This window comes from Kaistella solincola, assembly GCF_000812875.1.
Lineage (GTDB): Bacteria > Bacteroidota > Bacteroidia > Flavobacteriales > Weeksellaceae > Kaistella > Kaistella solincola.
Genome location: NZ_JSYK01000002.1, coordinates 495,528 through 521,794, shown reverse-complemented (window position 1 = coordinate 521,794; position 26,267 = coordinate 495,528). Strand labels below are relative to the sequence as shown.

The 26,267-nt window shown below is 39.9% G+C and carries 24 protein-coding genes; 14 read left to right on the top strand and 10 right to left on the bottom strand.

What is annotated here, in order from left to right; genetic code table 11:
- Positions 1-69: 69 nt before the first annotated feature.
- From OA84_RS03460 to OA84_RS03440, 5 genes are all read left to right on the top strand, one after another.
- Positions 70-1,008, top strand: a complete 939-nt coding sequence (locus tag OA84_RS03460; protein ID WP_039342301.1) for a ribose-phosphate diphosphokinase — start codon at positions 70-72, stop codon at positions 1,006-1,008.
- Between the two features lie 47 nt (positions 1,009-1,055).
- Positions 1,056-1,700, top strand: a complete 645-nt coding sequence (locus tag OA84_RS03455) for a 50S ribosomal protein L25/general stress protein Ctc (protein ID WP_039342298.1) — start codon at positions 1,056-1,058, stop codon at positions 1,698-1,700.
- Between the two features lie 167 nt (positions 1,701-1,867).
- On the top strand, positions 1,868-2,461 hold the full coding sequence (locus OA84_RS03450; RefSeq protein WP_233701814.1) for a hypothetical protein: 594 nt from the start codon (positions 1,868-1,870) through the stop codon (positions 2,459-2,461).
- Between the two features lie 63 nt (positions 2,462-2,524).
- Positions 2,525-3,064 carry a hypothetical protein gene (locus OA84_RS03445; protein WP_052252087.1) on the top strand — a complete coding sequence of 180 codons (540 nt, stop codon included), beginning with the start codon at positions 2,525-2,527 and terminating at the stop codon, positions 3,062-3,064.
- 66 nt (positions 3,065-3,130) lie between these two features.
- The gene (locus tag OA84_RS03440) at positions 3,131-3,565 is read left to right on the top strand and encodes a nucleoside deaminase (RefSeq protein ID WP_039342295.1); all 435 of its coding nucleotides are present in this window, start codon (positions 3,131-3,133) and stop codon (positions 3,563-3,565) included.
- Between the two features lie 2 nt (positions 3,566-3,567).
- On the opposite strand, the gene OA84_RS03435 is transcribed toward OA84_RS03440, so the two are convergent.
- The 4 genes from OA84_RS03435 to OA84_RS03420 form a co-directional block, all read right to left on the bottom strand.
- Entirely contained in the window at positions 3,568-4,518 is a 951-nt protein-coding gene (locus OA84_RS03435; RefSeq protein WP_039342293.1) for a hypothetical protein, read from the bottom strand.
- Between the two features lie 10 nt (positions 4,519-4,528).
- Positions 4,529-5,287 (bottom strand): type III pantothenate kinase, encoded by a 759-nt coding sequence (locus OA84_RS03430; RefSeq protein ID WP_039342290.1) that lies wholly within the window; start codon positions 5,285-5,287, stop codon positions 4,529-4,531.
- Between the two features lie 59 nt (positions 5,288-5,346).
- Complete coding sequence (locus OA84_RS03425; protein WP_039342288.1) at positions 5,347-7,191, bottom strand: M1 family metallopeptidase; 1,845 nt, start codon at positions 7,189-7,191, stop codon at positions 5,347-5,349.
- Between the two features lie 121 nt (positions 7,192-7,312).
- A complete protein-coding gene (locus tag OA84_RS03420) occupies positions 7,313-8,989 on the bottom strand; it encodes a DUF6909 family protein (protein WP_039342285.1) in 1,677 nt (558 codons plus the stop codon).
- 249 nt (positions 8,990-9,238) lie between these two features.
- Here OA84_RS03420 and OA84_RS03415 point away from each other — a divergent pair, with 249 nt between their 5' ends.
- Positions 9,239-11,437 (top strand): glutamine synthetase III family protein, encoded by a 2,199-nt coding sequence (locus tag OA84_RS03415; protein WP_039342282.1) that lies wholly within the window; start codon positions 9,239-9,241, stop codon positions 11,435-11,437.
- Between the two features lie 333 nt (positions 11,438-11,770).
- Positions 11,771-12,463, top strand: a complete 693-nt coding sequence (locus OA84_RS03410; RefSeq protein ID WP_039342280.1) for a C40 family peptidase — start codon at positions 11,771-11,773, stop codon at positions 12,461-12,463.
- Between the two features lie 493 nt (positions 12,464-12,956).
- Here OA84_RS03410 and rodA read toward each other — a convergent pair whose 3' ends face one another.
- From rodA to OA84_RS03380, 5 genes are read right to left on the bottom strand one after another with little or no spacing between them, the layout of a single operon-like run.
- Positions 12,957-14,186, bottom strand: coding sequence for a rod shape-determining protein RodA (gene rodA, locus OA84_RS03400; protein ID WP_039342274.1), 1,230 nt, complete (start codon positions 14,184-14,186; stop codon positions 12,957-12,959).
- Entirely contained in the window at positions 14,183-16,195 is a 2,013-nt protein-coding gene (locus OA84_RS03395) for a penicillin-binding transpeptidase domain-containing protein (RefSeq protein WP_039342271.1), read from the bottom strand. Before OA84_RS03395 ends, rodA begins: the two co-directional genes overlap by 4 nt.
- Positions 16,192-16,698 (bottom strand): hypothetical protein, encoded by a 507-nt coding sequence (locus tag OA84_RS03390; protein ID WP_039342269.1) that lies wholly within the window; start codon positions 16,696-16,698, stop codon positions 16,192-16,194. Before OA84_RS03390 ends, OA84_RS03395 begins: the two co-directional genes overlap by 4 nt.
- Positions 16,695-17,546, bottom strand: coding sequence for a rod shape-determining protein MreC (gene mreC, locus OA84_RS03385; RefSeq protein WP_039342266.1), 852 nt, complete (start codon positions 17,544-17,546; stop codon positions 16,695-16,697). Before mreC ends, OA84_RS03390 begins: the two co-directional genes overlap by 4 nt.
- Positions 17,547-17,569: 23 nt before the next feature.
- Positions 17,570-18,595: a rod shape-determining protein gene (locus OA84_RS03380; protein WP_039342263.1), complete on the bottom strand. Its 1,026-nt coding sequence runs from the start codon at positions 18,593-18,595 to the stop codon at positions 17,570-17,572.
- A gap of 250 nt (positions 18,596-18,845) precedes the next feature.
- Between OA84_RS03380 and hemA the strand changes: the two genes are divergently transcribed.
- From hemA to hemE, 4 genes are read left to right on the top strand one after another with little or no spacing between them, the layout of a single operon-like run.
- Complete coding sequence (gene hemA / locus OA84_RS03375) at positions 18,846-20,120, top strand: glutamyl-tRNA reductase (RefSeq protein WP_039342258.1); 1,275 nt, start codon at positions 18,846-18,848, stop codon at positions 20,118-20,120.
- Positions 20,107-21,021 carry a hydroxymethylbilane synthase gene (gene hemC, locus OA84_RS03370; protein ID WP_039342255.1) on the top strand — a complete coding sequence of 305 codons (915 nt, stop codon included), beginning with the start codon at positions 20,107-20,109 and terminating at the stop codon, positions 21,019-21,021. Before hemA ends, hemC begins: the two co-directional genes overlap by 14 nt.
- Positions 21,022-21,050: 29 nt before the next feature.
- Positions 21,051-21,749 carry a uroporphyrinogen-III synthase gene (locus OA84_RS03365; protein ID WP_039342252.1) on the top strand — a complete coding sequence of 233 codons (699 nt, stop codon included), beginning with the start codon at positions 21,051-21,053 and terminating at the stop codon, positions 21,747-21,749.
- 23 nt (positions 21,750-21,772) lie between these two features.
- Entirely contained in the window at positions 21,773-22,801 is a 1,029-nt protein-coding gene (hemE, locus tag OA84_RS03360) for a uroporphyrinogen decarboxylase (protein ID WP_039342250.1), read from the top strand.
- A gap of 49 nt (positions 22,802-22,850) precedes the next feature.
- Here the strand turns inward: hemE and OA84_RS03355 are convergent, their stop codons facing one another.
- Complete coding sequence (locus OA84_RS03355; RefSeq protein ID WP_039342246.1) at positions 22,851-23,360, bottom strand: GNAT family N-acetyltransferase; 510 nt, start codon at positions 23,358-23,360, stop codon at positions 22,851-22,853.
- A 93-nt stretch (positions 23,361-23,453) separates the two neighbouring features.
- Here OA84_RS03355 and OA84_RS03350 point away from each other — a divergent pair, with 93 nt between their 5' ends.
- The 3 genes from OA84_RS03350 to OA84_RS03340 all read left to right on the top strand — a co-directional run bounded on the left by OA84_RS03350 (position 23,454) and on the right by OA84_RS03340 (position 26,172).
- Positions 23,454-23,888, top strand: coding sequence for an META domain-containing protein (locus OA84_RS03350; protein ID WP_169743476.1), 435 nt, complete (start codon positions 23,454-23,456; stop codon positions 23,886-23,888).
- 95 nt (positions 23,889-23,983) lie between these two features.
- Positions 23,984-25,210 (top strand): GTPase HflX, encoded by a 1,227-nt coding sequence (gene hflX / locus OA84_RS03345; RefSeq protein ID WP_039342244.1) that lies wholly within the window; start codon positions 23,984-23,986, stop codon positions 25,208-25,210.
- Between the two features lie 41 nt (positions 25,211-25,251).
- On the top strand, positions 25,252-26,172 hold the full coding sequence (locus tag OA84_RS03340; protein WP_039342241.1) for a glutaminase: 921 nt from the start codon (positions 25,252-25,254) through the stop codon (positions 26,170-26,172).
- The last annotated feature ends 95 nt before the right edge of the window (positions 26,173-26,267 follow it).

The following is a 26,267-nucleotide window of genomic DNA, read 5'->3' as shown; positions in this document are numbered from 1 at the left end:
AATTAAACCACTTGAGTTCTTCGGGTGGTTTTATTTTTTTTAAATTTGCACATCTAATAAAGTGAAAAAATGGCTGACCAGGCAAGTTATTTATTTTCTACCCGCACCAGTAAGGTTTTGGCAGAAAAAATCGCTCATTTTTATGGGCAGGAAATGGGAAAAATTAATTTTCAGGAGTTCAGCGACGGCGAATTCGAACCTGTTTTAGACCAATCCGTGCGTGGTGCGCGGGTTTTTTTAATTGGTTCCACCTTTCCGCCGGCAGATAATCTGCTTGAATTATTACTGATGATCGATGCGTCAAAACGTGCTTCAGCAAAAAGCATCACGGTGGTTCTTCCATATTATGGATTAGCGCGCCAGGATCGAAAAGATCAGCCAAGAGCGCCAATCGGAGCAAAGCTGGTGGCAAACTTACTTACAGCCGCCGGTGCAACGCGAATCATGACCATGGATTTACATGCTGATCAGATTCAGGGCTTTTTCGAAATTCCAGTCGATCATTTGTACGCTTCCACAATCTTCATCGATTATATCCAAAAGCTGAATTTGCCATCCCTTACCATCGCATCACCGGATATGGGAGGAGCAAAAAGAGCTAAAAATTATGCCGGCCACCTCGGAGCCGATGTCGTAATTGCTTATAAAGAGCGTAAAAAAGCGAACGTCGTTGATGAAATGTTCCTTATTGGTGATGTTGCAGGTAGAAACGTCGTTCTTATTGATGATATGATTGACACCGCAGGTACGTTGTGTAAAGCTGCAGGAATTATCATGGCAAACGGCGCGCTGAGCGTTCGTGCAATGGCAACACACGCAGTTCTTTCCGGAAATGCGTATGAAAACATTGAAAATTCTCAGCTTTCGGAAGTTATTGTTACGGATACCATTCCGGTGAAAACCGAATTAAGTTCTAAAATAAAAGTGCTATCCTGTGCAGAATTGTTTGCTGACGTGATGAATATGGTGCATCAGCACAAATCCATCAGCGATAAATTCATTATTTAATATTAAATTTATATCTTTGCAGCCTTAAAATTTATTAATTTACTATAATGAAATCAATTACAATTCAAGGTACAAAAAGAGAAAGCGTGGGCAAAAAGTCTACTAAAGCTTTACGTGATGCTGAATTAGTTCCTTGTGTTGTTTACGGAGGTGAAGAAACCCTGAATTTTTCTGCAGAAGAAAGAGCATTCAAAGGGTTGGTTTATACTCCTGAAGCACACACGGTATCTATTGAGGTTGACGGAAAAACTATTCCTGCCGTACTTCAGGACATTCAATTTCACCCATTAACAGACAAAATTTTACACGTAGATTTTTACCAGTTGTCAGAAGACAAGCCGGTGATTATGGAAGTTCCTGTGAAATTAACAGGTCGTTCTAAAGGTGTTGTTGCGGGTGGTGCACTTCGTCAGTCATTCCGTAAACTTAAAGTTAAAGCGATTCCTGCTAACTTGCCGGACGAAATCGTGGTGGATATTACGCCATTGAAAATCGGTAGCAAACTTTATGTTGGAGATGTAAAAGCAGAAGGATTTACATTTATGCATCCTGATAATGCCGTAGTTGTAGCCGTGAAAATGGCAAGAACAGCTCTTAAAGGTGGTGCTGCTGCTGAAGATGAAGATGAGGAAGGTGAAGCTACTCCTGCTGAAGGCGATGCTCCTGCTGCAGAAGCTACAAGCGCAGAATAATTAATCTTCAATAAATAATAATAAGTCCCGTTCTAATGAGCGGGACTTTTATTTAATAGTGATTTCACCCGGTGCTTTAGATTTTATTCTCGTTTATTTTAATTATTTTTACTTTCTTATTTACCGCTGTGCTTAAAAAATATCTACAATTCTTCTTCATTTTTTTAATGTCCTTTACTTTCGGGCAGCAAAATTCCGAGTTTAAAGACGTAATAAATTATTACGATTATCAGCGCAGCATGCTGAATACCGAGTTTAAAAAACGCTTTGATAAAGAACCGGACGTCGAACAGAAAGCGCTGGTACGAAACGTTTTTCAGGAGTTTATGGTAAAGATGGACAGCATCCAGAACAGCGCGCTCATCAATGCTTTGGTAAAAGTGAAAATTCGGGAAGATTTAGGGCAAATTTTTCCAAATGAAGAAAACAAGCCGGGAACAAAATACAATGCACGAAAGTCCGACCTCACCACAGACGCTCAATATCCCGGAGGTTTTGACAAAATGCGCGAGCAGATTTCCAACATTTTCTATACCGACGCTGTGCTTGCCGATAAAAAAATCATTCGTACAAATCTTCTTTTTGTAGTGGAAAAAGATGGCAGCATCAGCAGTGTAAAAGCAGACGGTGAAAATTTTACTTTTAACCGCCAGGCCGAGATTGCACTCTATCTTTTACCGAATAAATTTACGCCGGCGTACATTAATTCCACTCCCGTGCGCTACCGTTTCCGCCTGCCTTTAGCAATGAATTTTGACTAAGCACCTTGTTAAAAAAAACACAGTCGGTGCCAAATATATTATTACATTTGGTAAAAATAACCTATGAAAAAATTTCTCCTTATTTCGGCATTTTTTGCCACTTTTCTACAGCTGCACGCACAGGAAGGTGCAGAAAAACAAAATGATATTATGATCAGCCCAATCGAGCTGATCGCAGGTCCAGCGTTGAACGTTTCTTACGAAAGATTGCTTAATGAAAGCTCCGGAATAGGTATTAACGTTGCTCTTCTTTTCAACAGCGATGATAGCATTGACGGTGTAACCTCGCAAATTTCACCTTATTACCGGATGTATTTTGGGAAAAAATACGCCTCCGGATTTTTTATTGAAGGTTTCGCGCCTATTACCATGTCAAACGACCGCAATTACGACACTTATTTTTATTCGGATCCGTACGGAAATTCTTCGTTTGAAATTGAAGATAATACGACTTTTGGTCTAGGTTTTGGTTTTGGCGGAAAATGGATTGCGCGCAAAAATATCCTATTTGAAGCAAGTGCGGGAATCGCCAGAAGATTTGGGAGCGGGAATTTCGATAAGATTACCGGCAAAGGGATGCTGGGAATTGGATATCGCTTCTAGTCAGTAAAAGTCAAAAAAATGCCGTTTTAATGGCTTATTTTTTTGTTAATACGAAATTTAAAAAAAATGGCTTTTAACGACGAATATTTTATGAAAATGGCTTTGGCAGAAGCCACTCAAGCACTGGAAAAAGATGAAGTTCCCGTGGGTTGTGTCGTCGTTTCACAAAACCGGATTATTGCAAAAGCACACAACCTCACCGAAACTTTAAATGACGTAACCGCTCATGCTGAAATGCAGGCTATTACTTCTGCCGCAGATTTTATTGGTGGTAAATATCTGCAGAACTGTACGCTTTACGTAACGCTTGAGCCCTGCGTGATGTGCGCGGGCGCTTTAAACTGGTCTCAGATTTCGAAAGTGGTTATCGGCGCGCGAGACGAGCAGCGCGGTTTTATTAATAAAAACCTGCACCTTCATCCGAAAACAGAAATTGTCCTGGGTATTTTGGAAAACGAATGCTCACAAATCGTGAAAGAATTTTTTAGAAGTAAAAGATAAAATTAATGGCATTTAGCATCAAATAAACTTTTCTTGGCTAAAGCTGGTGGAGTAGATGTTGTTTTATATTGCAGCATTTTATACACAAAAAGTTTTTCGAAATCCGCGGGCATTTTTTCTTCACCTTCTGCCAAAGCTTTCATGGTGAAAATTTCCTCGTCGGTATTAAATTCATAATCTTCATCGTTTACAATTCTTTGAACGGTATTGGTATTTAAATCCGGTGAGAAAGTAACAAAATTGTATTCATTATCGCAGATCAAAGAATCTTGCTTATAATAATTCTGCTGTTTTTCTACGGACATTCCTACATTAAATTCATCAGATTCGGAAATGATGAGGTTATCGTATGATGATAATCCATACTCAACACGTAATTTATTTTTAGAAATTTTGCCCTTAAAAGGCGGTAAAATTGTTTGCGAATTAAAATAGATGATAATGAAATCGTTGAAATTTCCGATATCGTATTCTGAACTGAACTTATTTACCGGTTCATCACCATCGCCTAAATGGTTCGCAAGAATCAGCGTTGAAATCGGTTCTTCATAAATCTTCCGTAGAGTAGCAGGCAGACATCGCGCGTCTTTCCTGAAAACGGAATAAATCTGGTCAGAAGATGTGGCGACGTAGATTTTTTCCCGTAAATCGACGCCTTTCAGCATAATTCTGGTGCCGCTGATTTCCCTGTTATTTCTGCCAAAGACATGGAAAGGTTCTTTTGGTACTGACGGCGTGAATTCTATTCCGTCATCTTTTTCCTCGTAAGTCCCGGAAACCACCATCGAAGCACGAACTACAGCAAATTCACCATTATCGAAAAGCAGCCAGTGCGAGGCCACATCGTACGGATTGGTGGAAGAAATCTGGTAACTGCCCACAAGACTTTTCTGAGCCAAAATATTTTGAACCGTAAATAAAAAAAACAGGGTTAAAAGGGCTATTTTTTTCATTTTTCCATTCTTACAGATCTTTACCTAAATAATACAGACCTTTCAAAGTATGCAGCCGGTCTGCTATGTTAATTTTATCGGTTAACGGCTTGTAAACATGCGAGACACCGCCGGTTGCTATTACAAAACATTCGTCCTTTACCTCGTTATTTATGCGGTCAATAAAGCCTTCAACCATGCCGAGATATCCGTAAACCATGCCGCTTTGCATGCACGAAACCGTGTCTAATCCCAAAACAGATTTCGGCTTAACCAACTCAATTTCCGGGAGTTGTGCGGTATCGTGAATTAATGAATTTAAAGCAGTAATAATTCCCGGCGCGATAATTACGCCAATCGTTTCACCGTTTTCATCAATGCAACTTGCGGTAAGCGCGGTCCCGAAATCGAAAATAATTTTTTTACCGTGCGGGTAAAGATGATATGCGGCAACCAGATTCGCATAAATATCGGTACCCATTTGTTTAGATTTCGGCTGGACTTCCGAAGGTGTATTGCGATCAACAACAGTTGGTTTTTTACCGTGAATTTTCTGGAGTGCGCGCGAAATATCGTAGGTGAGCTGAGGTACCACAGAACCGATAATGATCTTCTCAATGTCCGCCGGAGCGATGTTGTGGGTTTGGTACATCATGATGAACTGCATCTGCAATTCATCACTGGTGCGGTAGGGTTTGGTATTTAAAATCCAGGAAATATCGCACTTGTCCTCATGGAACAAGCCGAACCGGATATTGGTATTTCCTATATTTACAACGATGGAATTCATTTGTGTTTTTTTGGTCTGTTTTGCGCCTAATTTTTTAAAAAGAGCAAAACCAATCGTTGTTACTTAACTTCTACGAAGTTGTCTTCGGGATTGATGTCCGCTAATCTTTGCGAAAAATCAATTCCTAATGCTGAAATCTGAGATTTGTTATACGGAATGGTCAGTGTATATTCTTTCTGCGTCCACGGCCAATAATTCATGGTTTTGAAATCTCCATAAATGTCTTTGCTTTTCCATGTATGCGTCATGTTGAGCGGAATCTGGTAATTCACTACCTTTTTATCGGAAGTTAAAATTGAAAAATCAACAGGCATTGGAATGGTGCCTTTATTTTCTAAAGTAATTGTGGTGGAATTTTCATCGTATTTAACATCTTTTACAGCGTAATCGATGGTTTTCGTTGTGTTGATCCAATAATGGTGAAACCAGGTTAAATCCATGCCGGAAACTTTCTGCGCGATATGCATAAAATCGCGGTCGGTAGGATGTTTTAAGTTCCATTCTTTGTAAAATTCTTTCATCACGGTCGAAAGATTTTCTTCGCCCATAATATAACCCAGCTGAACTAAAAACAGTTCACCTTTAGTGTAAGAAGCTACGGAGTAAGCAGAACCATTATCATGGTGATCGCCGAGCCAGCCAGCTTGTTCTTCAATTCCGCGTTTTACAAATCTTCGGTAACCTTCGATACTTTCGGTAAACGGATTGGGTTTCGCTGTCGCGGGAGGAAACAGCTGGTACATAATCATGTCGTCATAATAACTGGTAAACCCTTCATCCATCCATGGTCTTACACTTTCGTTATACGCCATAATCTGCTGGTTCCAGGAATGTCCGCCTTCATGAACCATTAAACCAATCAATCCTTCAAGTGACTTCGCTTCACCTAAAATCATGGTACACATGCCGTATTCCATGCCGCCGTCGCCACCTTGAATGAAGGAGTACGAAGGATAAACATAGCGGCCGTAAGTGGCATTCATTAACTGGAAAAATTTGGTAACGTAAGGTTTTGCTTCCGACCAATATTTGGTCTTATCGCTTTTTTGATAAACAAAATAAACTTTTGGTCCGTCTAAAATCACGAAAGATTCTACGATATAATCTCGGTCTGCGGCCCACGCAAAATCAAGCATGTTTTTCGCGGTCCAGCGCCAGGTTACTTTGTTGTTTTTATCAGCTTTAATGGAAGGTTTCGTTTCATAACCTTTCACCTCAAAAGGATTTTCTAAAGTTCCGCCGGCACCTACGACATAATTTTTATCAATTTTAATATTGACTTCAAAATCCGAGAACGGCGCGTGGAACTCTCTTCCGATATAATCAAAAGTTGCCCAACCATCGTAATCGTATTCCGCAATTTTAGGATACCATTGCGTCACGGTCATGTCCACACCTTCGCGGTTATTTCTGCCTGAACGGCGTATCTGCATAGGAATGACAGCATCCCATTCCATGGTGAAAGTTGTTGTAGAATTGGCTTTAATTGGAGTGTCCAGATAAACCTTCATGATGGTTTCCTGAATTTCGAATTTCAAGTTTTTACCGTTTTGCTTAATCCAGTGAATGTTTTGTGCACCTTCCTCACTTTTCGGAATGGAAGCTAAACGCGAAACACCATTAATCTGCAAACGCGAATCGCCGTTTTTACCTTGTGAAGCAACGCGCTGATCCATCATGGAACCTGGTTTAAAAGCGTTCCAATACAGATGGAAATAAACGACATCCAGTTCGTCTGGTGAATTGTTGGTATATTTTAAAGTTTGTTGACCGTTGTAGGTGAAATTTTTCGCATCAACATCAATGTCCATTTTATATTCAGCGCGTTGCTGATAATATGGACCTTTTTGTGCGGAAAATAAAGCGAAAAAGAAGGAAAAAATAAAGAGTAAACTTTTATTCATACAAAATTATTTTGAAGCTTTAAAGATAAGAATTTTAGATTTTATATGCTAATAACGCTTAAAAAAACCTTTCAGCTTTACGAGCTGAAAGGTGAAGTTTAGTTCCGAGAAATTCTAGCTTTTAGTCGTTCATTGAACTTTGCAGAATTTTTTCAAGTATTTTAAATGTAATAAGATAAGTCGGTTTTACGCCCGTAAGTCCCAAGCCGCCAGATGATAAGGTGGAGCCCGTTTCAAGCGGATTATCTGATGCGTAGTAAGCGTACATTACAAACAGATCTTCCGAAATATGGTGGCGTATTTTCGAAGCAACCTGAATCGCTTTCTGATAATGCGCGCCTTCCATTTCCAGTCCAATGGCTTTCCAGGAAGTGTCCATAAAATATTTTAAAATGTCTTTATTTTGAAGTGAAGTTCCCAAAACGGTCACCATTCCACCTTCGAAAGCCTGCAGCTCGTCATCTTCAAAATCGGCGAGGCTCAAAGCATTTTCAAACGGATAATTATCTGCTGTTCCTTCAAAAACGTGCGAGGTAGGAATCATAATATCGCCTTTTCCGCCCATTAAAATCCCAGCCTTCCCCATGATTGAAATGGATTTCACCTTCATCGTGTACACTTCTTCATTGAATTCGTACGGCCGCAGAAGTTCGTCCATTACCTCATAAGCCTGTTCACCAAAAGCATAATCGAAGACCATGATGACATCGTCACCTGAATAATTTAATCCTGCAAAAGGAGTATTGCTTAAATCGGTTTTTGCTAAATCGATAATCTGAACATCGATATTGCTTCCGCTTTCATCGTCAATGTAAATAAGTCCGGCGTCCTGAGAGTGCGTAAGAATTTTTTCCTGAAGCGATCTCTTGTTAGAAATTTCCTCGTACATTTTATAATCTACCTTCTTGCTCACTTTTTTTCCGATGGAATCATTAGCAAAAAGCATATTTTTAACCGAATGCATGTTGGCGGAAATAATATGGAGCGGTCGCATTTGCAAACCGTTTTCTGCCAAAACCGCTTTGACATTATTTGCCCATTTCTCCCCGAAAAAATGATGACCGACACGTTCGCGCAGGATTGCGGAAAAATGCACTTCTCTTTCTCGGATTTTTTTATAATCGTTAAAGCTTTCATCACCCAGATGATAGATGATTTTAAACAACCGGTCCGGATTTTTATCGTCGCCGAAATTGTTGTAAGCATTCAGTGTTTCATCAAAAGTTCTTCCCAGAAGCGAAGAAAGATGAACAAGCGCAACTTCTTTTTCTTTTCTGCTTAATTTCTTGTCACCAATCGCCACCGCTTCAATTTCTTTCCAGGCGCGCGTTGATTTGTCATTTTCGTCGGAAATAAAAGCCAATTGCCGGATTTTATCTGCTTCTATATATAAGAAGGTAAGGTGCGTTAAAATATCATAGATTTCCGAACGGCCCAAAAGCACCTCAATATTCATTTGATGCTCATCAATCCGGTAACAGTTTCTGCGACGTTTTTTCGGAACGATTACTTCAAAACTCCCTTTTTCAAAACCTTCATCAGAAGTCAGGTGAATAAAAGAACATTCCTCAATTCCTTCCGGAAGTCGGTCTAAAACATACAGCAATCCATCGAGCTCTATTTTATTAGGCGCGCTCATGGTTCCGTAGATTTCTGGATTAATAGTGGTCAGTAGTGACCGTAGACTTTCGCCGGAGATGCCGGCAGGTTTAAAGAAACCTCTATAAAACAAGTGCCGCATGGAAACGTAAAGTCTTTCGATTGCTTCAGTGGTTTCTCTTGCGCGTGAATTTACCATAATGTAAAATTTCACACAAATATAGGGTTTTTTCTCTTTAAAGCCGTTCAGGTAAATGGTTCATGAACAAAAATTAATCGAACTGACTTTTTTATTTACAAAATAAAAAATTTCGGCCTTTTAGCGGCAAATTTTTTTAGAAATCCACTTAAATTTCAAAATATTTTACGATCACCCCTAAAAAATATGGGGTAGTTGTGCAATTTTTTATGATTTTGTTGTAATTTTGCCTCAATAAAACAACATCAAATGGCAAATGTAAGATTTAAAGCTTTGGAATTGCTTTCTCAGAAAGACTTTCGCAAAGAAAACGCCGTGGAAGTTCCTTCCCGCTTATCCGAATTATTTTGCAAAAAGGTTTTCTCTGAAGAAACCATGCGCGAATATTTAACCAAAGAGGCTTTCACCTCCATTCAAGACGCAATAAAAAGAGGAACCAAAATCCAGCGCGATGTTGCCGACCAGATTGCTGTAGCCATGAAAGATTGGTCTTTAAGCAAAGGCGTTACCCATTATACACACTGGTTTCAGCCGCTTACAGGTTCCACTGCAGAAAAACACGATTCTTTTTTTACACCATTTGAAAGCGACCGCGCAATCGACCGCTTTTCCGGCAGCATGCTGATTCAGCAGGAACCGGACGCGTCATCTTTTCCGAACGGTGGAATCAGAAATACCTTTGAAGCGCGTGGTTATACCGCCTGGGACCCGACTTCCCCGGCTTTCATCATGGGAACTACGCTTTGTATCCCTTCCATTTTTATTTCTTACACCGGCGAAACGCTTGATTATAAAGCACCTTTATTGCGCGCTCTTCATGCAGTAGATGAAGCTGCAACGGATATTTGTCGCTCTTATTTCGATAAAAATGTAACCAAAGTAAGCCCAACTTTAGGCTGGGAGCAGGAATATTTTCTCGTAGATTCTGCTCTATACCAGTCACGACCGGATTTGGTGATTACCGGAAAAACTTTGCTGGGACATTCACCAGCGAAAGGTCAGCAACTTGATGATCATTATTTCGGTTCCATTCCTACGCGTGTGATGAATTTCATGAAGGAATTGGAAATCCGTTCAATTGAATTGGGAATTCCAGTAACTACGAGACATAATGAAGTTGCACCAAACCAGTTCGAACTTGCTCCGATGTTCGAAGAAGTGAACGTTGCGGTTGACCATAATTCATTGTTAATGGATTTGATGGCACGCGTTGCTCACAAACATCACTTCCATATTCTTTTCCACGAAAAACCATTCGCTGGTGTAAACGGTAGCGGAAAACACAACAACTGGAGTTTGGCGACCGACACCGGTGAAAATCTTTTGAGCCCGGGTGCCAATCCGAAAAAAAACTTGCAATTCCTTACTTTTTTTGTAAATACCTTAAAAGCGGTTCATGACTATGCCGATCTTTTGCGCGTAAGCATTGCATCTGCAGGGAACGATCACCGTTTGGGAGCTAATGAAGCACCACCGGCAATTATTTCAGCATTTATCGGTTCCCAGTTGTTTGGAGTTTTAGAAGAACTGGAAAAAGTAAAAGACGGAAAACTTTCACCTGAAGAAAAAACCGATTTAAAGCTAAATGTTGTAGGTAAAATCCCAAATATTCTTTTAGATAATACGGATAGAAACCGTACTTCACCATTTGCATTCACCGGAAACAAATTTGAAATCCGTGCCGTAGGTTCTTCTGCAAACTGTGCTGAGGTGATGACGGTGATGAATGCAATTGCTGCAAAACAGTTTCAGACCTTTAAAAAAGAAGTTGATGCTTTGGTTGAAAAAGGCCTGAAAAAAGATGAAGCCATTTTCAATATTTTACGTGAATATATTAAGGCGTGTAAAAACATCATGTTCGAAGGCGACGGATATTCAGCTGAATGGGCAGAAGAAGCGGTAAAAAGAGGTTTAAACAATCTTAAAACTACTCCGGAAGCTTTGGGCCGCGAACTTGATCCGAAATTTATTGCACTATACGAAGAGCTGGGAATTTACACCGCTCGCGAGGTTGAAGCCAGAAACGAAATTAAACTCGAAAAATATTCCTCAGTTATTGCAATTGAAGCACGCGTTTTGGCAGACATTGCCAGAAACCACATTATTCCAAGCGCGTTGAAATATCAAAACCGTTTGATTGACAATGTAAAAGGTTTAAAGGAAATCTTTGGCGAAACGGAATTTAAAGATTTAGCACAGGAACAGACGAGCTTAATCCGTGGAATTTCCGGGCATGTAAGCACCATTAAAGTTGAAGTTGAAAACTTGCTTGAGGCAATAGCTGGAGCAAAAGCAAAAAATTCCTCAATGGAGATGGCAGAATCTTTCTGTAACGACGTGATTCCGTTTTTTGCTAAAATCCGTTCAGCTTCCGACCAACTGGAAATGATGGTGGACGATGAATTGTGGCCTTTAACCAAGTACCGCGAACTGCTATTTACGAGATAGCACGTAATATAATATATATGTATAATAAAAAAAGCCTCATTAAGAGGCTTTTTTTATATTCATCATCTGGGTTTATAACACATTATTGATCAATCTTATATATTGAATAGAGAGATTTTATAAATGTTAACGAATCTTAATAAAATAGAAAACGGCAATCCCTAAATAAAGGGATTGCACGGTAAATTCTTTTAACATTACAAAAAATACTGTTAAAATGTGTTAAAACACCAGTGAAGGAGAGGTGATTTCACCCCCACTTTTGCCGTAATACCTACTTTTGTATTGCTTTTTAAAACAGATATTACATTTTAACACTGAGAATTAATATATATGAAGAGAAGAATTTTGTTTTATGTTACTGCTGTGGTCGCTACTTTTTCCTTGCAGTCTTGTGTTACAAATTACGTAGTTTCAACTCCAACAAGTTACGTTTCAGAATACAAATCAAATGCCAAACTTGCGTCACTTGACAGTAAAAAAATAGAAAGCGCTAAAAAGCAATTGGTTAACAGCATCCGCGAAGAACAGATTGTAGCAGCTAAAACTCTTGAAAATATAGCAAGAAACGAGGAAATCGCCTCAGCTATTCACTTCACAAAAAAAATTGACGATATCCTGACCGAAGCCGAAACCTATTTAGGAACTCCTTACAGATACGGCGGAACCACCAGAAGCGGGATTGACTGTTCAGCATTCGTACTTTCAGTTTTCGGCAGCAGCGCCGGTGTAAATTTACCGAGAGTTGCAGCTTCGCAAGCGCAGGAAGGCGAAAAAGTTGAAAAAACCGACCTTCAGAAAGGCGACCTGGTTTTCTTTTCGCACCAGGGCAGAGGTAGAATTTCACACGTGGGTATCGTTGAAAGCATCGATGCAGACGGGACAGTAAAATTCATCCACGCTGCAACTTCCAGAGGTGTCATGATTTCTTCACTGAATGATTCTTACTGGGGACCGAAATACAGATTTGCAAAAAGAGTTATTTCTCCGGAAACCGCAAACACCAATTTCGCAAAAAATAACTAAAGTAAATAATTGATAAATACTTCAAACCATTTCTTCGGAGATGGTTTTTGTTTTACTTTTAAAATATTTCCCGCTAAAAGCACGAATTTTTGATTTTAAATTTAAGCCGAAGTTGCTGTAAATGCTTTTCTAAATCGAAAAAATTTGCTGCTAAAATCACGGATTTTTTGATTATTAAATGAAAGCCGAACTGATTTAGACGTTTAGCAAAACTTAAAAAATTAGCCGTTAAAACACCGAATTTTTCTGTTTTAAAATAAGCTGAAGTGTGCTTCAAAATGTTTCGCTAAACCGAAAAAATTTGCGTTTAAACGCCGAAATTTTCTGTTTTAAAGTAAAGCTCAATTCTGATGTAAAGGTTTTGCTAAACCGAAAAAATTCGCCGCAAAAACGCCGAATTTTTCTGTTTTAAATTAAAGCTGAAGACTAGAGTAATTGTTATCGCTAAATCCAGAGAAATTGCTGTTTAAACGCCGAATTTATTGGAAAAAGTTTATACCAAACTGTTGCGGTCGGTGTAATTCAGTTTAAAGAAAATAAACGTCATCGTAGAAAATGCCAGCAGCGAGCTTCCACCATAGCTGAAAAACGGCAACGGAATTCCAACCGTCGGGAAAAGTCCCATCACCATGCCGAGGTTTATCGAAAAGTGAATCAGCAAAATCGATGCGAAACAATAACCAAAAACGCGGTTAAAAGTTGATTTTTGCTTTTCGGACAGGTAATAAATCCGGCCAATAAATACGGAATAGGCAATTACGAGCAATGAACTGCCGAAAAATCCCCATTCTTCACCCACGGTACAGAAAATATAATCGGTGCTTTGTTCGGGTACAAATTTCCCCTGCGTTACCGAACCTTCACGATAGCCTTTACCAAAAAAGCCGCCTGAACCAATCGCCGTTTTCGAGTACAGCAAGTTATAACCGGACGTGTCGCGGAAGGCTTTTTCACCTTTATATAAAACTTCTATTCTTTCGCGTTGGTGGGTCGGCAGTTTTTCCAGAATGGTTGGTGTCGCATACGCCAAGCCGCACAAAATTCCAATTCCACCAACAATAGCGGAAACGGAAATGACGTTCCAGTGAATTCTCGCTTGATTCAGAAAAACCGCAATTCCGGCAATAATAACAATTCCAGCAACTACATAAAGCGGATCTATAGCGAGAGCAACCAGGAAAACCGCGGCGAATATAAATCCGACTCCGAAAAACCAACCTGAAAGTCCTTCGCGGTACAGTGCGATAAAAAAGGCGATAAAGACCAGAAGTGAACCTACATCCGGAATTAATAAAACCACTACAGCCGGCACACCGATTATGGCTAATGAAGTCCACAGCGATTTTCTGTTTTTTAAATTAAAATCCGGTCCGGAAACATAATTTGCCAGCATTAAAGCAGTACCGATTTTCGCAAATTCTACCGGCTGTAAACTCACCGGCCCAAACTTATACCAGTTTTTCTGGCCCAAAATTTCTGTTCCGAACGGAAAAAGCCCGATTAGCAAAAGCAAACCGATGATATAAATAATGCCGGCCATATTTTCGAAGAACTTGGTCCGCATCATGAAAATGATGATTCCGACAAAAACCGACACGCCGAACCAGACTGCCTGGCGGCTTCCGCTGGCAGGCTCCACGCTGTAAATATTTGCAATGGCAAATGCACACAGCAAGAAATACAGTGTTAATCCGAGTTTATCTATTCCTTGCGCCCACTTCACTTCTTTGCTGAAATTTTAATTTTATTAATGATAGAATCTTTTTGATAGAGCAGCTGTTTTTTTTCAGCCTGGGTTTTTGCATTTTCCAGCTTTGTTTCCACGGTTTGCAGAAACAGCGAATCTTTGCTCGGTTCTTTGTACAAACCTTTTCGCTTCAATTCCACCACCCATTGACGTTTATATTCCGGCATAAAAGTCGCGTTGACCATTTTCTTGTACAAATGTTCCCGCTTAATTTCTCCTGTCAGATATTTTTCAGCAATTACCGTTGCAGCCGGGCCCGCCCAAGTGGCTCCAAATCCCGCATGTTCCATCACAGCGGCGATCACGATTTTAGGATTTTCTGCCGGCGCCGCCAAAACAAAAATGGAATTATCTTTTCCCTGCGGAACCTGTGCCGTTCCTGTTTTTGCCAGCATTGTAAAATCATTGGATTTTAGACCGCGCGCTGTACCCTGCAAAACCACCGCTTCCATACCTTTAATAATCGGTTCAAAGTGTTTCGGATCTACCAAAGTTTTATGTTTTACTTTAAATCTAGGATCGGGATTAGGTTTGCCGTCAATGGATTTTACGATATGTGGGGTATAATACCAGCCTCTGTTTACAATTGCTGCGATGGAATTTGCCATTTGAAGCGGAGTTAATAAAACGTCGCCCTGGCCCATTCCATTGAAAATTGATCCGTTCATGGTATATGCGGAAGACCAGTTTTTTTTGCCGCTTCTTTTTTCGTAAAACTCTCCGGATGGAATTCGGCCTTTTGAACCAACTGCTAAATCGTTATTTAAAAATTCACCAACGCCAAAGCTGCTCATGATTTTTTTCCATTCATTTACGCCGCGACTTGGATCGCCAGGATATTTGTTCATAATAGCGATAAAGGCGTATGAAAAATAGCAGTTGCTGGAAACCTGAATTGCCGGAATTAATGGATCCGCGCCGCCATGACCTTTAATTCTAAGTCTGTTATAGCTGAAACCGCCACCGCACGGGAAAATGGTGTTTTCATCCATCACGCCCATTTGCATTGCAGCTGCAGCTGTAAGCAATTTGAAGGTTGAACCCGGCGGATAAGCCGCTTGTAAAGACCTGTCGAAAGTTGGTCGGTTGTTGTAAATTGTGTCCATTTGCAGACGGTACAGATTGCGGGTTTTTTCCGGACCGACAAAAAGGTTCGGATCGATGTCCGGGCCGGTTGCAAGAACCAATATTTCGCCGTTGCTGGGGTCAAGAGCTACAATGGCGCCCTGTTTGCCGATCATCATTTCCTCTGCAATTTTCTGCAGATCATAATCGATGGTGAGCGTGAGATCTTTGCCGGTAACAACATCGCGGTCTAACGCACCGTTTTTATATTTGCCGATGTTGCGAAGCCGAATGTCTTTCTGAATGTACTGAACGCCTTTTTCACCACGCAGTTCTCTTTCATAAGATTTTTCAATTCCTGTTTTTCCGATGAAATCGCCCGGTAAATAATAAAGGGAATCTTTTTTAATATCACGGTCATTTACCTCATTGGTGTAACCCAAAAGATTTCCGGAAGTTGAAACTTCATACTGGCGCTGCGGACGGGAGACAATGCTGAACGCGGGATATTTAAAAATAATTTCCTGAATTCTTGCAATATCTTCGCGGCTTAAATTTTTAATGAACGTCATCGGCGTCAGCTTCGAATAATATTTTTCAGCTTTTATTGCATTGACATTTTTAATAAAATCTTCCTTCGAAATCCGTAATAAATTGCAAAATTCCAAGGTGTCGAAATCCGGTTTCATCAAAGCTTCGGTGAAAGAGATTTCGTAAGAAGGTTGGTTGCCGACCAGAATTTTTCCGTTTCGGTCGAAAATTACACCGCGCTGCGGAATAATATATTCGGTTTTTATGGATGTATTTGCGGCGTTCAGTGCATATCTGTCCGTGAAAAGTTGCAAATAAGCGAGCCGTGCTATGAAAATCAGAGCAATAAAGGAGAGAAATATGAAAATTTTGATGTACTGTGATTTCAAACTTTTTGTTTGATTTTAAAGGCTAATGCGTAGATGAAAATAAAGATAAACGAAATAGCACTGGTTGCCAAAACATTTAAAAATACGTCAAAGAACCGCGAAAATTTAAAAATCTCAATATACTGAACTAAAAACTGATGAATCAGGATACTCATCAAAATGAAAAACAGAAACTGAGACCATTGTAAGGACTGAAACGAAAAAAAGTCGGTAGAAGTATCCGTTGAAGTCCGGAAAATTAAGGTCCGGAAATACGCTATAACCGTTGTCGCGAATGCATTAATGCCCCACGTATAAAGGAAAGCATCGACGCCTAAACCAAGCAGAAAACTCAGCAGCAGAAATTGGTATTTATTTCGGAAAAAAGGGTAAAACATTACGAAAACCGGATAAATCACCGGAGTATATTTCCCAAAAAGCGTGATTCTGTTCAGGACAAAAACCTGCAGCGCAATAAGCAATACAATTAATAATATGTCGGTAAATAATGTACGGCTTATCATTTTTCTCTTTGTATAGTAGCTTGCAGTGTATCCTGAATTTTAGAAACTTCTGCTTTTTTTAGGTTTTTAACAACAAATATTTTGCTGATGTTTCCCATTTTTGCGCTGAGTTCTACAGAAATGTCCCAAAAGCCGGTTTTGCTATCCACTTCGTAACCGGCAACTTTACCAATCATAATTCCCTGTGGGAAAATAGCTGATTTTCCGTCAGTTACAACGGTGTCTCCAACTTTCAGCGGCACATATTTCGGAATATCGGCCAGATGCATTACACGCGAATCTTCACCGCGCCAGGTTAAAGTACCGAAATAACCGGAATTTTTCAGCGCAGCATTAATTTTAATTTTATTTAAACTTAAAACCGACTGTACCAAAGAATAAGAATCGGTGGTATTGATCACAATTCCAGCAATTCCGCCCGGCGCCATTACACCCATTTTCGGTTGAACGCCGTCTCTTTTTCCGCGGTTTATGGTGAAGTAATTGTCTTTCCGGTTAATGCTGTTGAAAACAATATCACCATCTACGAAAGTATAAATTTGCCCACCGCCAATGGTATCGTGGACTTTCCGGAAATTCGGCGTTATTTTGGCATTTTTTCCATAAAGCTGTTCCATCAAAACTTTATTCTGCTCTACCAGCTGCTCGTTGGTTTGCTTTAATTTTAAATAGGAAGCGCCTTCATCGATATAGCCGGAAACCCAGGAGTTAAATGCTGCAGACTGGCCCGCAATCCACGACTGTTGCATTGAATTTCGGCTGAAAATCAATACTAAAGCAATGAGTTGCAGAAATATAAAGAAAACGAATAAACCGTTTTTCGAAAATAATCTCAGCAAAAATCCCATCCGTTAGGCCAAAAATTTTGATTTTATTTAATCAGGAAATTGAATTTGTCCATATTTTTCAGGGCAATTCCTGTTCCGCGAACTACTGCGCGTAAAGGATCTTCGGCAACGAAAACTGGCAAACCTGTTTTTCGGTGAAGTCTGTCTGCCAAACCTCTCAACAAAGCGCCGCCGCCGGCGAGGTAAATTCCTGTTTTGTAGATATCTGCCGCCAACTCCGGTGGCGTAAGAGAAAGTGTTTCCATCACCGCGTCTTCAATTCTAATAATCGATTTGTCGAGTGCGCGCGCGATTTCTTTGTAATTCACCATAATTTCTTTCGGTTTTCCGGTGATTAAATCACGTCCCTGAACCGGAATATCTTCGATATCAACGTCAAGTTCTTCAACTGCTGAACCGACTTCAATTTTTACTCGTTCCGCAGTACGTTCCCCGATGTATAAATTATGGTGCGTTCTCAGATAATAAGCGATATCGTTGGTGAAAACATCACCGGCAATTTTTACAGATTTGTCACACACAATTCCGCCTAAAGCAACAACAGCAATTTCTGTAGTTCCACCACCTATATCGATGATCATGTTACCTTCAGGTTTCTGAACATCAATTCCAACTCCTATTGCAGCTGCCATTGGTTCATATATCAAGCGTACTTCTTTTGCATTTACTTTTTGTGCAGAATCGCGAACCGCACGTTTTTCCACTTCGGTAATCCCGGAAGGAATACAGATTACGATTTTTAATGTAGGTTGAAAAAGTTTGCCTTTTATGCCCGGAATTTGTTTGATGAATTCCTTGATCATGTGTTCAGACGCGTGAAAATCAGCAATTACACCGTCTTTCAAAGGTCTGATTGTTTTTATGTCTTCGTGAGTTTTCCCCTGCATGTGTTTCGCTTTCTCGCCAACTGCAATCGGCTTTCCGGAAGATCGCTCGATCGCCACAATTGATGGCTGATCTATTACGATTTTGTTATTGTGGATAATCAGCGTGTTGGCTGTACCCAAATCGATCGCAATATCCTGCGTAAACATATCAAATAACCCCATTTTATGCTAAATTTTTAAAGTGTACAAAGATATAGATTTAGAACCGTTCTAAAAATTGCAATGTCGCTAATTTTGGTTAAAATTATATTAAAATTACCGACTCTTTTAAGATAACTTTTTAATTACCATAATATTTGTATTTTTTTGGAAAGTATAAAAAATCACCACTTTGCGATAGAGACAAGTGATAATCATCATAGCAAACATCCTTCTTTAATTCAATTTAAAACCTTAATTTTGCGCTTGGTCTATGATTAAGGATACTAACATTCACAAAACAGCCAATTTTGCGGCTCTTAGCGTCAGTTTTGAAAAAGCAGATGCAGAAATAAGGGGCAAATTTGCCTTTTTTGATGAAAATGTGAAAAATTTCGTCAACCAAATTCACGATTTGAATCTGGGTGATGCTTTCGTGGTTTCTACCTGCAACCGTACAGAAATTTACACCACGACCCAAAATTATCTTCTCATCGCTGAACTCTACTGCAAAATAGTGGGCGTTACGCTCACCGATTTTATGCAGTATGTTCAGATTATAAAAAATGAAGAAGCTTTAAATCATCTATTCCGTGTTGCAGCCGGTTTAGAAAGCCAGATTATCGGCGATTTCGAAATTATCGGCCAGATAAAAAACGCGTACCACCGTTTCCGCAAAGAAAAAAAATATTCTAATCCTTTTATGGAGCGCGCGATCAATTCTGCGATCCAGATTTCAAAAAGAATTAAAAACGAAACCGGCATTTCGCATGGCGCAGCATCGGTTTCGTACGCGGCGGTGCATTATATTTTGAAAAATCAGCCGCATATTTCAGAAAAAAATATTCTGCTTTTGGGTGTTGGAGAAATTGGGCAGAATACCGTCGAAAATCTGGTGAAACACGTCTATAAACCGCGTGTAAAAATCGCTAACAGATCTGCCGACAAAGCAGAAAAAATTGCTGATAAATATAAAATTCCATACATCGAGTTTGAAAGTTTTGATGAAGAACTTCGTCAAACCGATATTTTGATCGTCGCCACCGGCGCGCAGCATCCAATCATCAATAAAACGCATTTCCCGAACGGCAAGGAAACTTTGGTAATTGATCTTTCGATTCCGAACAATGTTGAAAAAGACATTACCGACAACCAAAATGTGAGTTTGGTTGATGTCGATCAGCTTTCGCTGCACATCAATGAAACCATGATGCAGCGTCAGAAAGAAATTCCAAAGGCCGAAGGAATCATCAAGGAAATGACCAAGGATTTTCTGGAATGGGAAAAAAAGAGAAAATTAGCACCGAATATTCATCATTTTAAAGCCGTTCTGAAAAATATGGAACGCAATGAAATGCACAATATCCACAAAAAACATAAGTATGTGGACGTCGCGGATATGCAACTTTCCGATCGTATGATTCAAAAAATCACAAACAGGTTTGCCAAGTTTATCATCGATAATCCATGGAAAGCCGAAGAGATCACGAAGCTGATGCACGAGATTTTAGTAGAACAGCCAAATAACGAATTCAATGAGAAGCATTAAAATTGGGACGAGAAACTCGCCGCTGGCTTTATGGCAAGCTCGCGAAGTCGCCAGAAATCTGCAGAACAGAAATTACAAAACAGATATTACCCCGATTGTTTCTTCCGGCGATAAAAATTTGACTGAACCATTGTACGCAATGGGAATTACCGGCATTTTCACTAAAGATTTAGACATTGCTTTGCTAAATAAAGAAGTGGATATCGCGGTTCATTCCTTGAAAGATATTCCCACCCAACTTCCCGAAAATATCGAAATTATTGCCGTTTTAGCCCGGGATTTTCCCCAAGATGTTTTGGTGCGAAAAGAATCTTCAAAAGTTAAAGAGCTTCACGATTTGAAAATCGCTACGAGTAGTTTGCGTCGCCGCGCATTTTGGGCAAAAACTTACCCGGGAACCGAATTTTGCGACATCCGCGGAAACGTTCAAACGCGTTTGCAAAAACTTGAAGATCAGGATTTTGATGCAACTTTATTCTCTTTAGCTGCTATTGAAAGAATGAGCTTAAATGTTGATTATGAGTATCTTCCGTTCATGATTTCAGCGCCTGCGCAAGGTGTGGTTGCTGTTTGCGGACGTGCTGACGACGCAGAAATTAAGGAAATTTTTAAAGATATAAACCATCGCGAAACCCGCATTTGTATCGAAATCGAAAGAGCGTTTTTACGTGCGCTCGAAGGTGGCTGTACCGCGCCGATTGGCGCTTATGCGGTGATCAATGAATTCGATGAGGTTCGATTTGTAGGCCGGCTTTGCTCGCTTGACGGAAAAGAATGCATCGAAACCGACGAGATTTTCCAGTGGAATCCTAATGATAATTTTGGTCAGATTCTGGCGGAAAAAATTATCGCTAATGGCGGTGCAGAAATTATGGAACAAATAAACCGCGAGATGAAGTAATTTTTCTCAGGTTATTTTAAGCTGTTTTAATGAATATTCTGTTTACAAAAATGCTTGATGAAAAGGAAGTTTCCGATGTTTTGGGAACGGACATTTCACCTTCGTTTTTAGAAGTCATTAAAATTAATTTCAGAAAATTTAGCCCTTTTAACCTCGAAAATAAATCGCTGATCTTTACCAGCGTGAACGGCGTTGAAGCTTTTTTTGAAAATGGTTTTCTACCACACGAAAATTTCACCGACAGAAATTATAATAAAATTTATTGCGTCGGCAGGAAAACAAAACTTCAGCTCAGAAAGCATGGCTTCGGTGTTTTCAAAATGAAAAAAAACGCCCAGGAGCTCGCAGAATTTATCATTGAAAGCTGTCCCGAAGAAAGTTTCGTGCATTTCTGCGGAGATTTGGCGCTCGATATTCTTCAGAAAAATTTACCGCTCCAAAATATCGGTTATAAAAAAGTGGTGGTTTATGAAACTGAACTTCTGTATCCGAAATCAGAAAAAAACTATGATGCAGTGGCTTTTTTTTCACCGAGTGGCGTACGGAGTTTTATAAAAGAAAATTCGCTGGATTTTAAATATATTTTTTCAATCGGCGAAACTACAACGGCGGAAATCGTTAAACATACAGACCAGAAAATATTTACGGGCAAACAAAATGATTTATTAGGTTTGCTGAAACTGGTAAAACAGGAAATTACTAAAAATTCAACCTTAAAGCCGGAATAATTTCGGTTTTAAGTGCAAAAATTATGATAAAAAACGATTTATACCTCAAAGCTTTAAGAGGTGAGACGGTTGAAAGACCGCCCGTTTGGATGATGCGTCAGGCAGGAAGGTTTTTACCGGAATTTCGGGCAATGCGCGATGATTACGATTTTTTCACGCGCTGCCGTACACCAGAATTGGCGTCCGAAATTACCATGATGCCCATCCGCAGATTTCCGTTGGATGCTGCGATTCTTTTTTCCGATATTTTGGTGGTTCCGCAAGCGATGGGAATGGATTTCGAGATGCGCGAAGGTGTAGGACCCTGGCTTGAAAATCCCATCCGCACTTTGGAAGATGTGCAAAATATTGAGGTTCCGGATGTAAATGAAACTTTGGGTTACGTTTTCGACGCTATTGAACTTACGCTTCTGAAATTGGATAATGATATTCCGTTAATCGGTTTTGCAGGTTCACCGTGGACGATTTTGTGCTACTGCGTTGAAGGAAAAGGTTCTAAAGCCTGGGATGTTGCAAAATCTTTCTGTTTTAAAAATCCAGAAGCTGCACATCTTTTATTACAGAAAATCACCGAGACCACGATTGCCTATTTAAAGAGAAAAGTTGAAAAAGGAGTTTCTGCCGTTCAGGTTTTCGACTCTTGGGGCGGAAGTTTGTCGCCGGAAGATTACCAGATTTTCTCCTGGCCGTACATCAACCAAATTGTTGAAGCTTTAGCTCCGCTGACCCACGTGGTGGTTTTTGGTAAAGGTTGTTGGTTTGCGCTGGAGGAAATGACTTTATCTAAAGCTTCCGCTTTGGGTGTGGATTGGACGGTTCGTCCCGAGTTGGCAAGAATGCTCACAAATCACACCATGACTTTGCAGGGAAATTTTGACCCAAACCGATTAAATTCTTCGCCGGAAACCATTACTAAAATGGTGACTGAAATGATTAACCGTTTTGGTAAAGACCGCTATATAGCGAATCTTGGTCACGGAATTTTACCGAATATTCCGCTGGAAAACGCCGAAGCATTTATCCGCGCGGTGGTGGACTGGAAACCGAATTAATTATTTTAAATATAAAAAATAACGCCTCAAAAGGGCGTTTTTTTTGGTTTTATAATGTCTGGTTTTCAATTTCAAAATACAGCAATTCTTCGGTATCGCCAGGAAGCAAAACATTTTTAATGTATTTCAAACCTAATTTTTTAATAAGCTTCTGCGAAGTGAAATTTGCTTTAGAGGTAATTGCCGAAATTTTCTTCACTTTATAGTCATTAAAAACAGTTTCCAAAACTTTCGAAGCCGCTTCAAAACCATAACCTTGCCCTTCAAATTGCGGTAAAAAAGAAAAACCGATATCCTGAACGTCTAAACCTTTTCTTTCATAAACACCCACCGCGCCAATTTTCTGCCGATCAGCTTTTCGGATGATGACATAATTCCCATAACCCAATCTTTCGAGTTGCGGTAGAAAACGCGCTTCAATATATTCCGCCGCCGCTTCAAAATTTTTAATGTTTCGGTCACCGATAAATTCCAGAAAGTGAGGCGAATTATAAAGTTCAAATAAAAATTCCGCATCATCGGTGGTGATGGGTTTTAAAAATAAGCGTTCGGTTTCCATATTTTTTTTGAATTAAATTTTTTGGCCGCTAAACCGGTCAAATTTAGAGAAATCATGGCACAGATATGGAATTGTAGGTTGAAATTTTTTAAAATGAAAAAACTAATTTCCGCAACCTTTGGAATCATTGCACTTTTATTCTTAGCTAACTGCACCACACAATCAACAATACCCGAAAACATCAAGCGCTATTGGATGTTGGTAGAATTTCAGGATTTTAATAAAGATGTAATGGTGACTAATAAGGCTCACCTTAATTTAGCCATCAAGAATGAAATGCCAGGAAAATTTTCTGCTAATATGGGATGCAACAGCATGTTTGGTACTGCAACGTTTGGTACTAGCGGAAGCGTAAAATTCTCAGCGGTGGGAAGTACGATGATGTACTGCGAACAAAATATGGATTTGGAAAAGGCTTTTATTGAAAATCTCCCAAAAATGACGAGATATAAAGTGGAAGGTCAGTTTCTGACTTTAAGCGCACCGAGCGGTGAGCAAATGAAATTCGCAGCTGCCGACTGGGATTAAAATGATCAGCAAAAAAATTATCTTAGGTTAAATGCCTGAGATTTTTTAATAAAAAAATGCAAAGTAGTATCTTTGTTTAAATGCCGTAGCAATTTATGTTAGAAAAAAACGACCATCAATACGAAAAAGCCGTTTTAGTCGGTTTAATCACTCAAAATCAAAGCGAAGAAAAATTAACAGAATATCTCGATGAGCTGGAATTTCTCGCGTACACTGCGGGCGCCAGCGTAGACAAAAGATTTACGCAAAGGCTTACAAAGCCGGATTCGAAAACATTTATCGGTAGCGGAAAAGCACAGGAAATACGGGATTATGTAAAAGAAAACGAAATCGGTACCGTAATTTTCGATGACGAACTTTCGCCTTCTCAGCTAAAAAACCTCGAAAAAGAAATTGAGGTTAAAATCCTCGACAGAACCAATTTGATCCTCGATATTTTCGCTCAGCGCGCTCAAACTTCCTACGCACGAACTCAGGTTGAACTCGCGCAATACGAATATCTTTTGCCACGACTTACCAGAATGTGGACTCACCTCGAGCGTCAGCAGGGTGGTATCGGGATGCGCGGCCCGGGTGAAACGGAGATCGAAACCGATAGAAGGATTATCCGCGACCGCATATCATTATTAAAAGACAAGCTGAAAACCATCGACCGACAAATGGCGACACAGCGTAACAACCGCGGAAAAATGGTGCGCGTCGCGCTTGTTGGTTATACGAATGTGGGAAAATCAACTTTGATGAACGCGCTTTCGAAGTCCGATGTTTTTGCAGAAGACAAACTCTTTGCAACTTTAGACACGACCGTACGAAAGGTGGTCATCGGAAATCTGCCATTTCTTCTGACAGACACCGTAGGTTTCATCAGAAAATTGCCGACACAGCTGGTAGAAAGTTTCAAATCAACGTTGGACGAAGTTCGCGAAGCCGATCTTTTAATTCACGTGGTGGATATTTCGCATGAAAGTTTTGAAGACCACATTAATTCCGTAAACCAAACGTTGATGGAAATTGAAGCGCATCAAAAACCGATGATCATGGTTTTCAATAAAATCGATGCTTTTGCTTACGAGAAAAAAAGTGATGATGATTTAAGCCCGGAAACACGCAAAAATATCTCACTTGAAGAATGGATGAAAACCTGGATGTCGAAATCAAAATATCCAACGGTTTTCATTTCCGCACTGAAAAAAGAAAATTTCCCGGAGCTGAAAAAAATGATTTATGACGAGGTTTTAAAAATTCATATTTCACGTTTCCCGTACAACGATTTCCTTTTCCAATATTTCGACGAGGAAGAAGAATCCACCGAGGAACTTTAAAAAATTTGCCGCTATTTCACCTAATTTTTTCGTTTTAGCTCATGACGCCCGACTATCAAAAAATAATCTCAGAAGTTTTTACGCAGGTAAGAGCTGAGGAAAATTTAGGTAAAATCCCAGATTACATTCCTGAAATTGCTGATATTTCTACTGAAAAGTTTGGTGTAAATTTTACCGGCTTAAACGGCCAAAATTTTGGTTTTGGCGACTTTGAAGAAAAATTTTCAATTCAAAGCATTTCCAAGGTTTTCGCCCTCGCGTACGTTTACGAAAGGTTGGGCGAAAAGCTTTGGTCCCGCGTGGACGTAGAACCTTCCGGAAATCCGTTTAACTCGCTTGTTCAGCTTGAAGCAGACAAAGGAATTCCGCGCAATCCGTTTATTAATGCAGGCGCGCTTGTCATCTGCGATATTCTGTTGGAAAGATGTACCGATCCGAAAGAAGAAATTCTGGCTTTCATCCGAAATCTTGCGGGCGACAATAATATTACTTTCAACGAAAAAGTGGCGAAAAGCGAAATGCAGAACAGCTTCCGCAATTCCGCCATTTGCAATTTCATGAAATCTTTCGGCAATATTAGAAGTTCGCCGGCAGACGTTATTGAAATTTATTGTCATCTCTGCGCAATAGAAATGAGTTGCAAACAGCTCAGCAAAAGCCTTTTATTCCTCGCCAATGAAGGAAAAATTCCGGGCTCAGAAGCACAAATTTTACCTTTTAGCAAAGTCAAAAGAATCAACGCAATTTTGCTCACTTGTGGTTTTTACGACGAATCAGGTGAATTTTCGTTCCGCGTCGGTTTACCAGGAAAAAGTGGTGTAGGCGGTGGAATTATCGCGCTTTATCCGAGCCATTACTGCATCACGGTATGGAGTCCAAAGCTGAATTCCAAAGGAAATTCTTACCGCGGCATGAAGTTTCTGGAAGAATTTACCACACAATCTGGCGAAAGTATTTTCTAAGAAAAAGCACCAAACAGCACCGGATTTTTCAGCAATGTTCCACGTGAAATAGCTGCTGCTTTGCTTTTAGTTTGCTTAAAATTTTTTACCGGCAA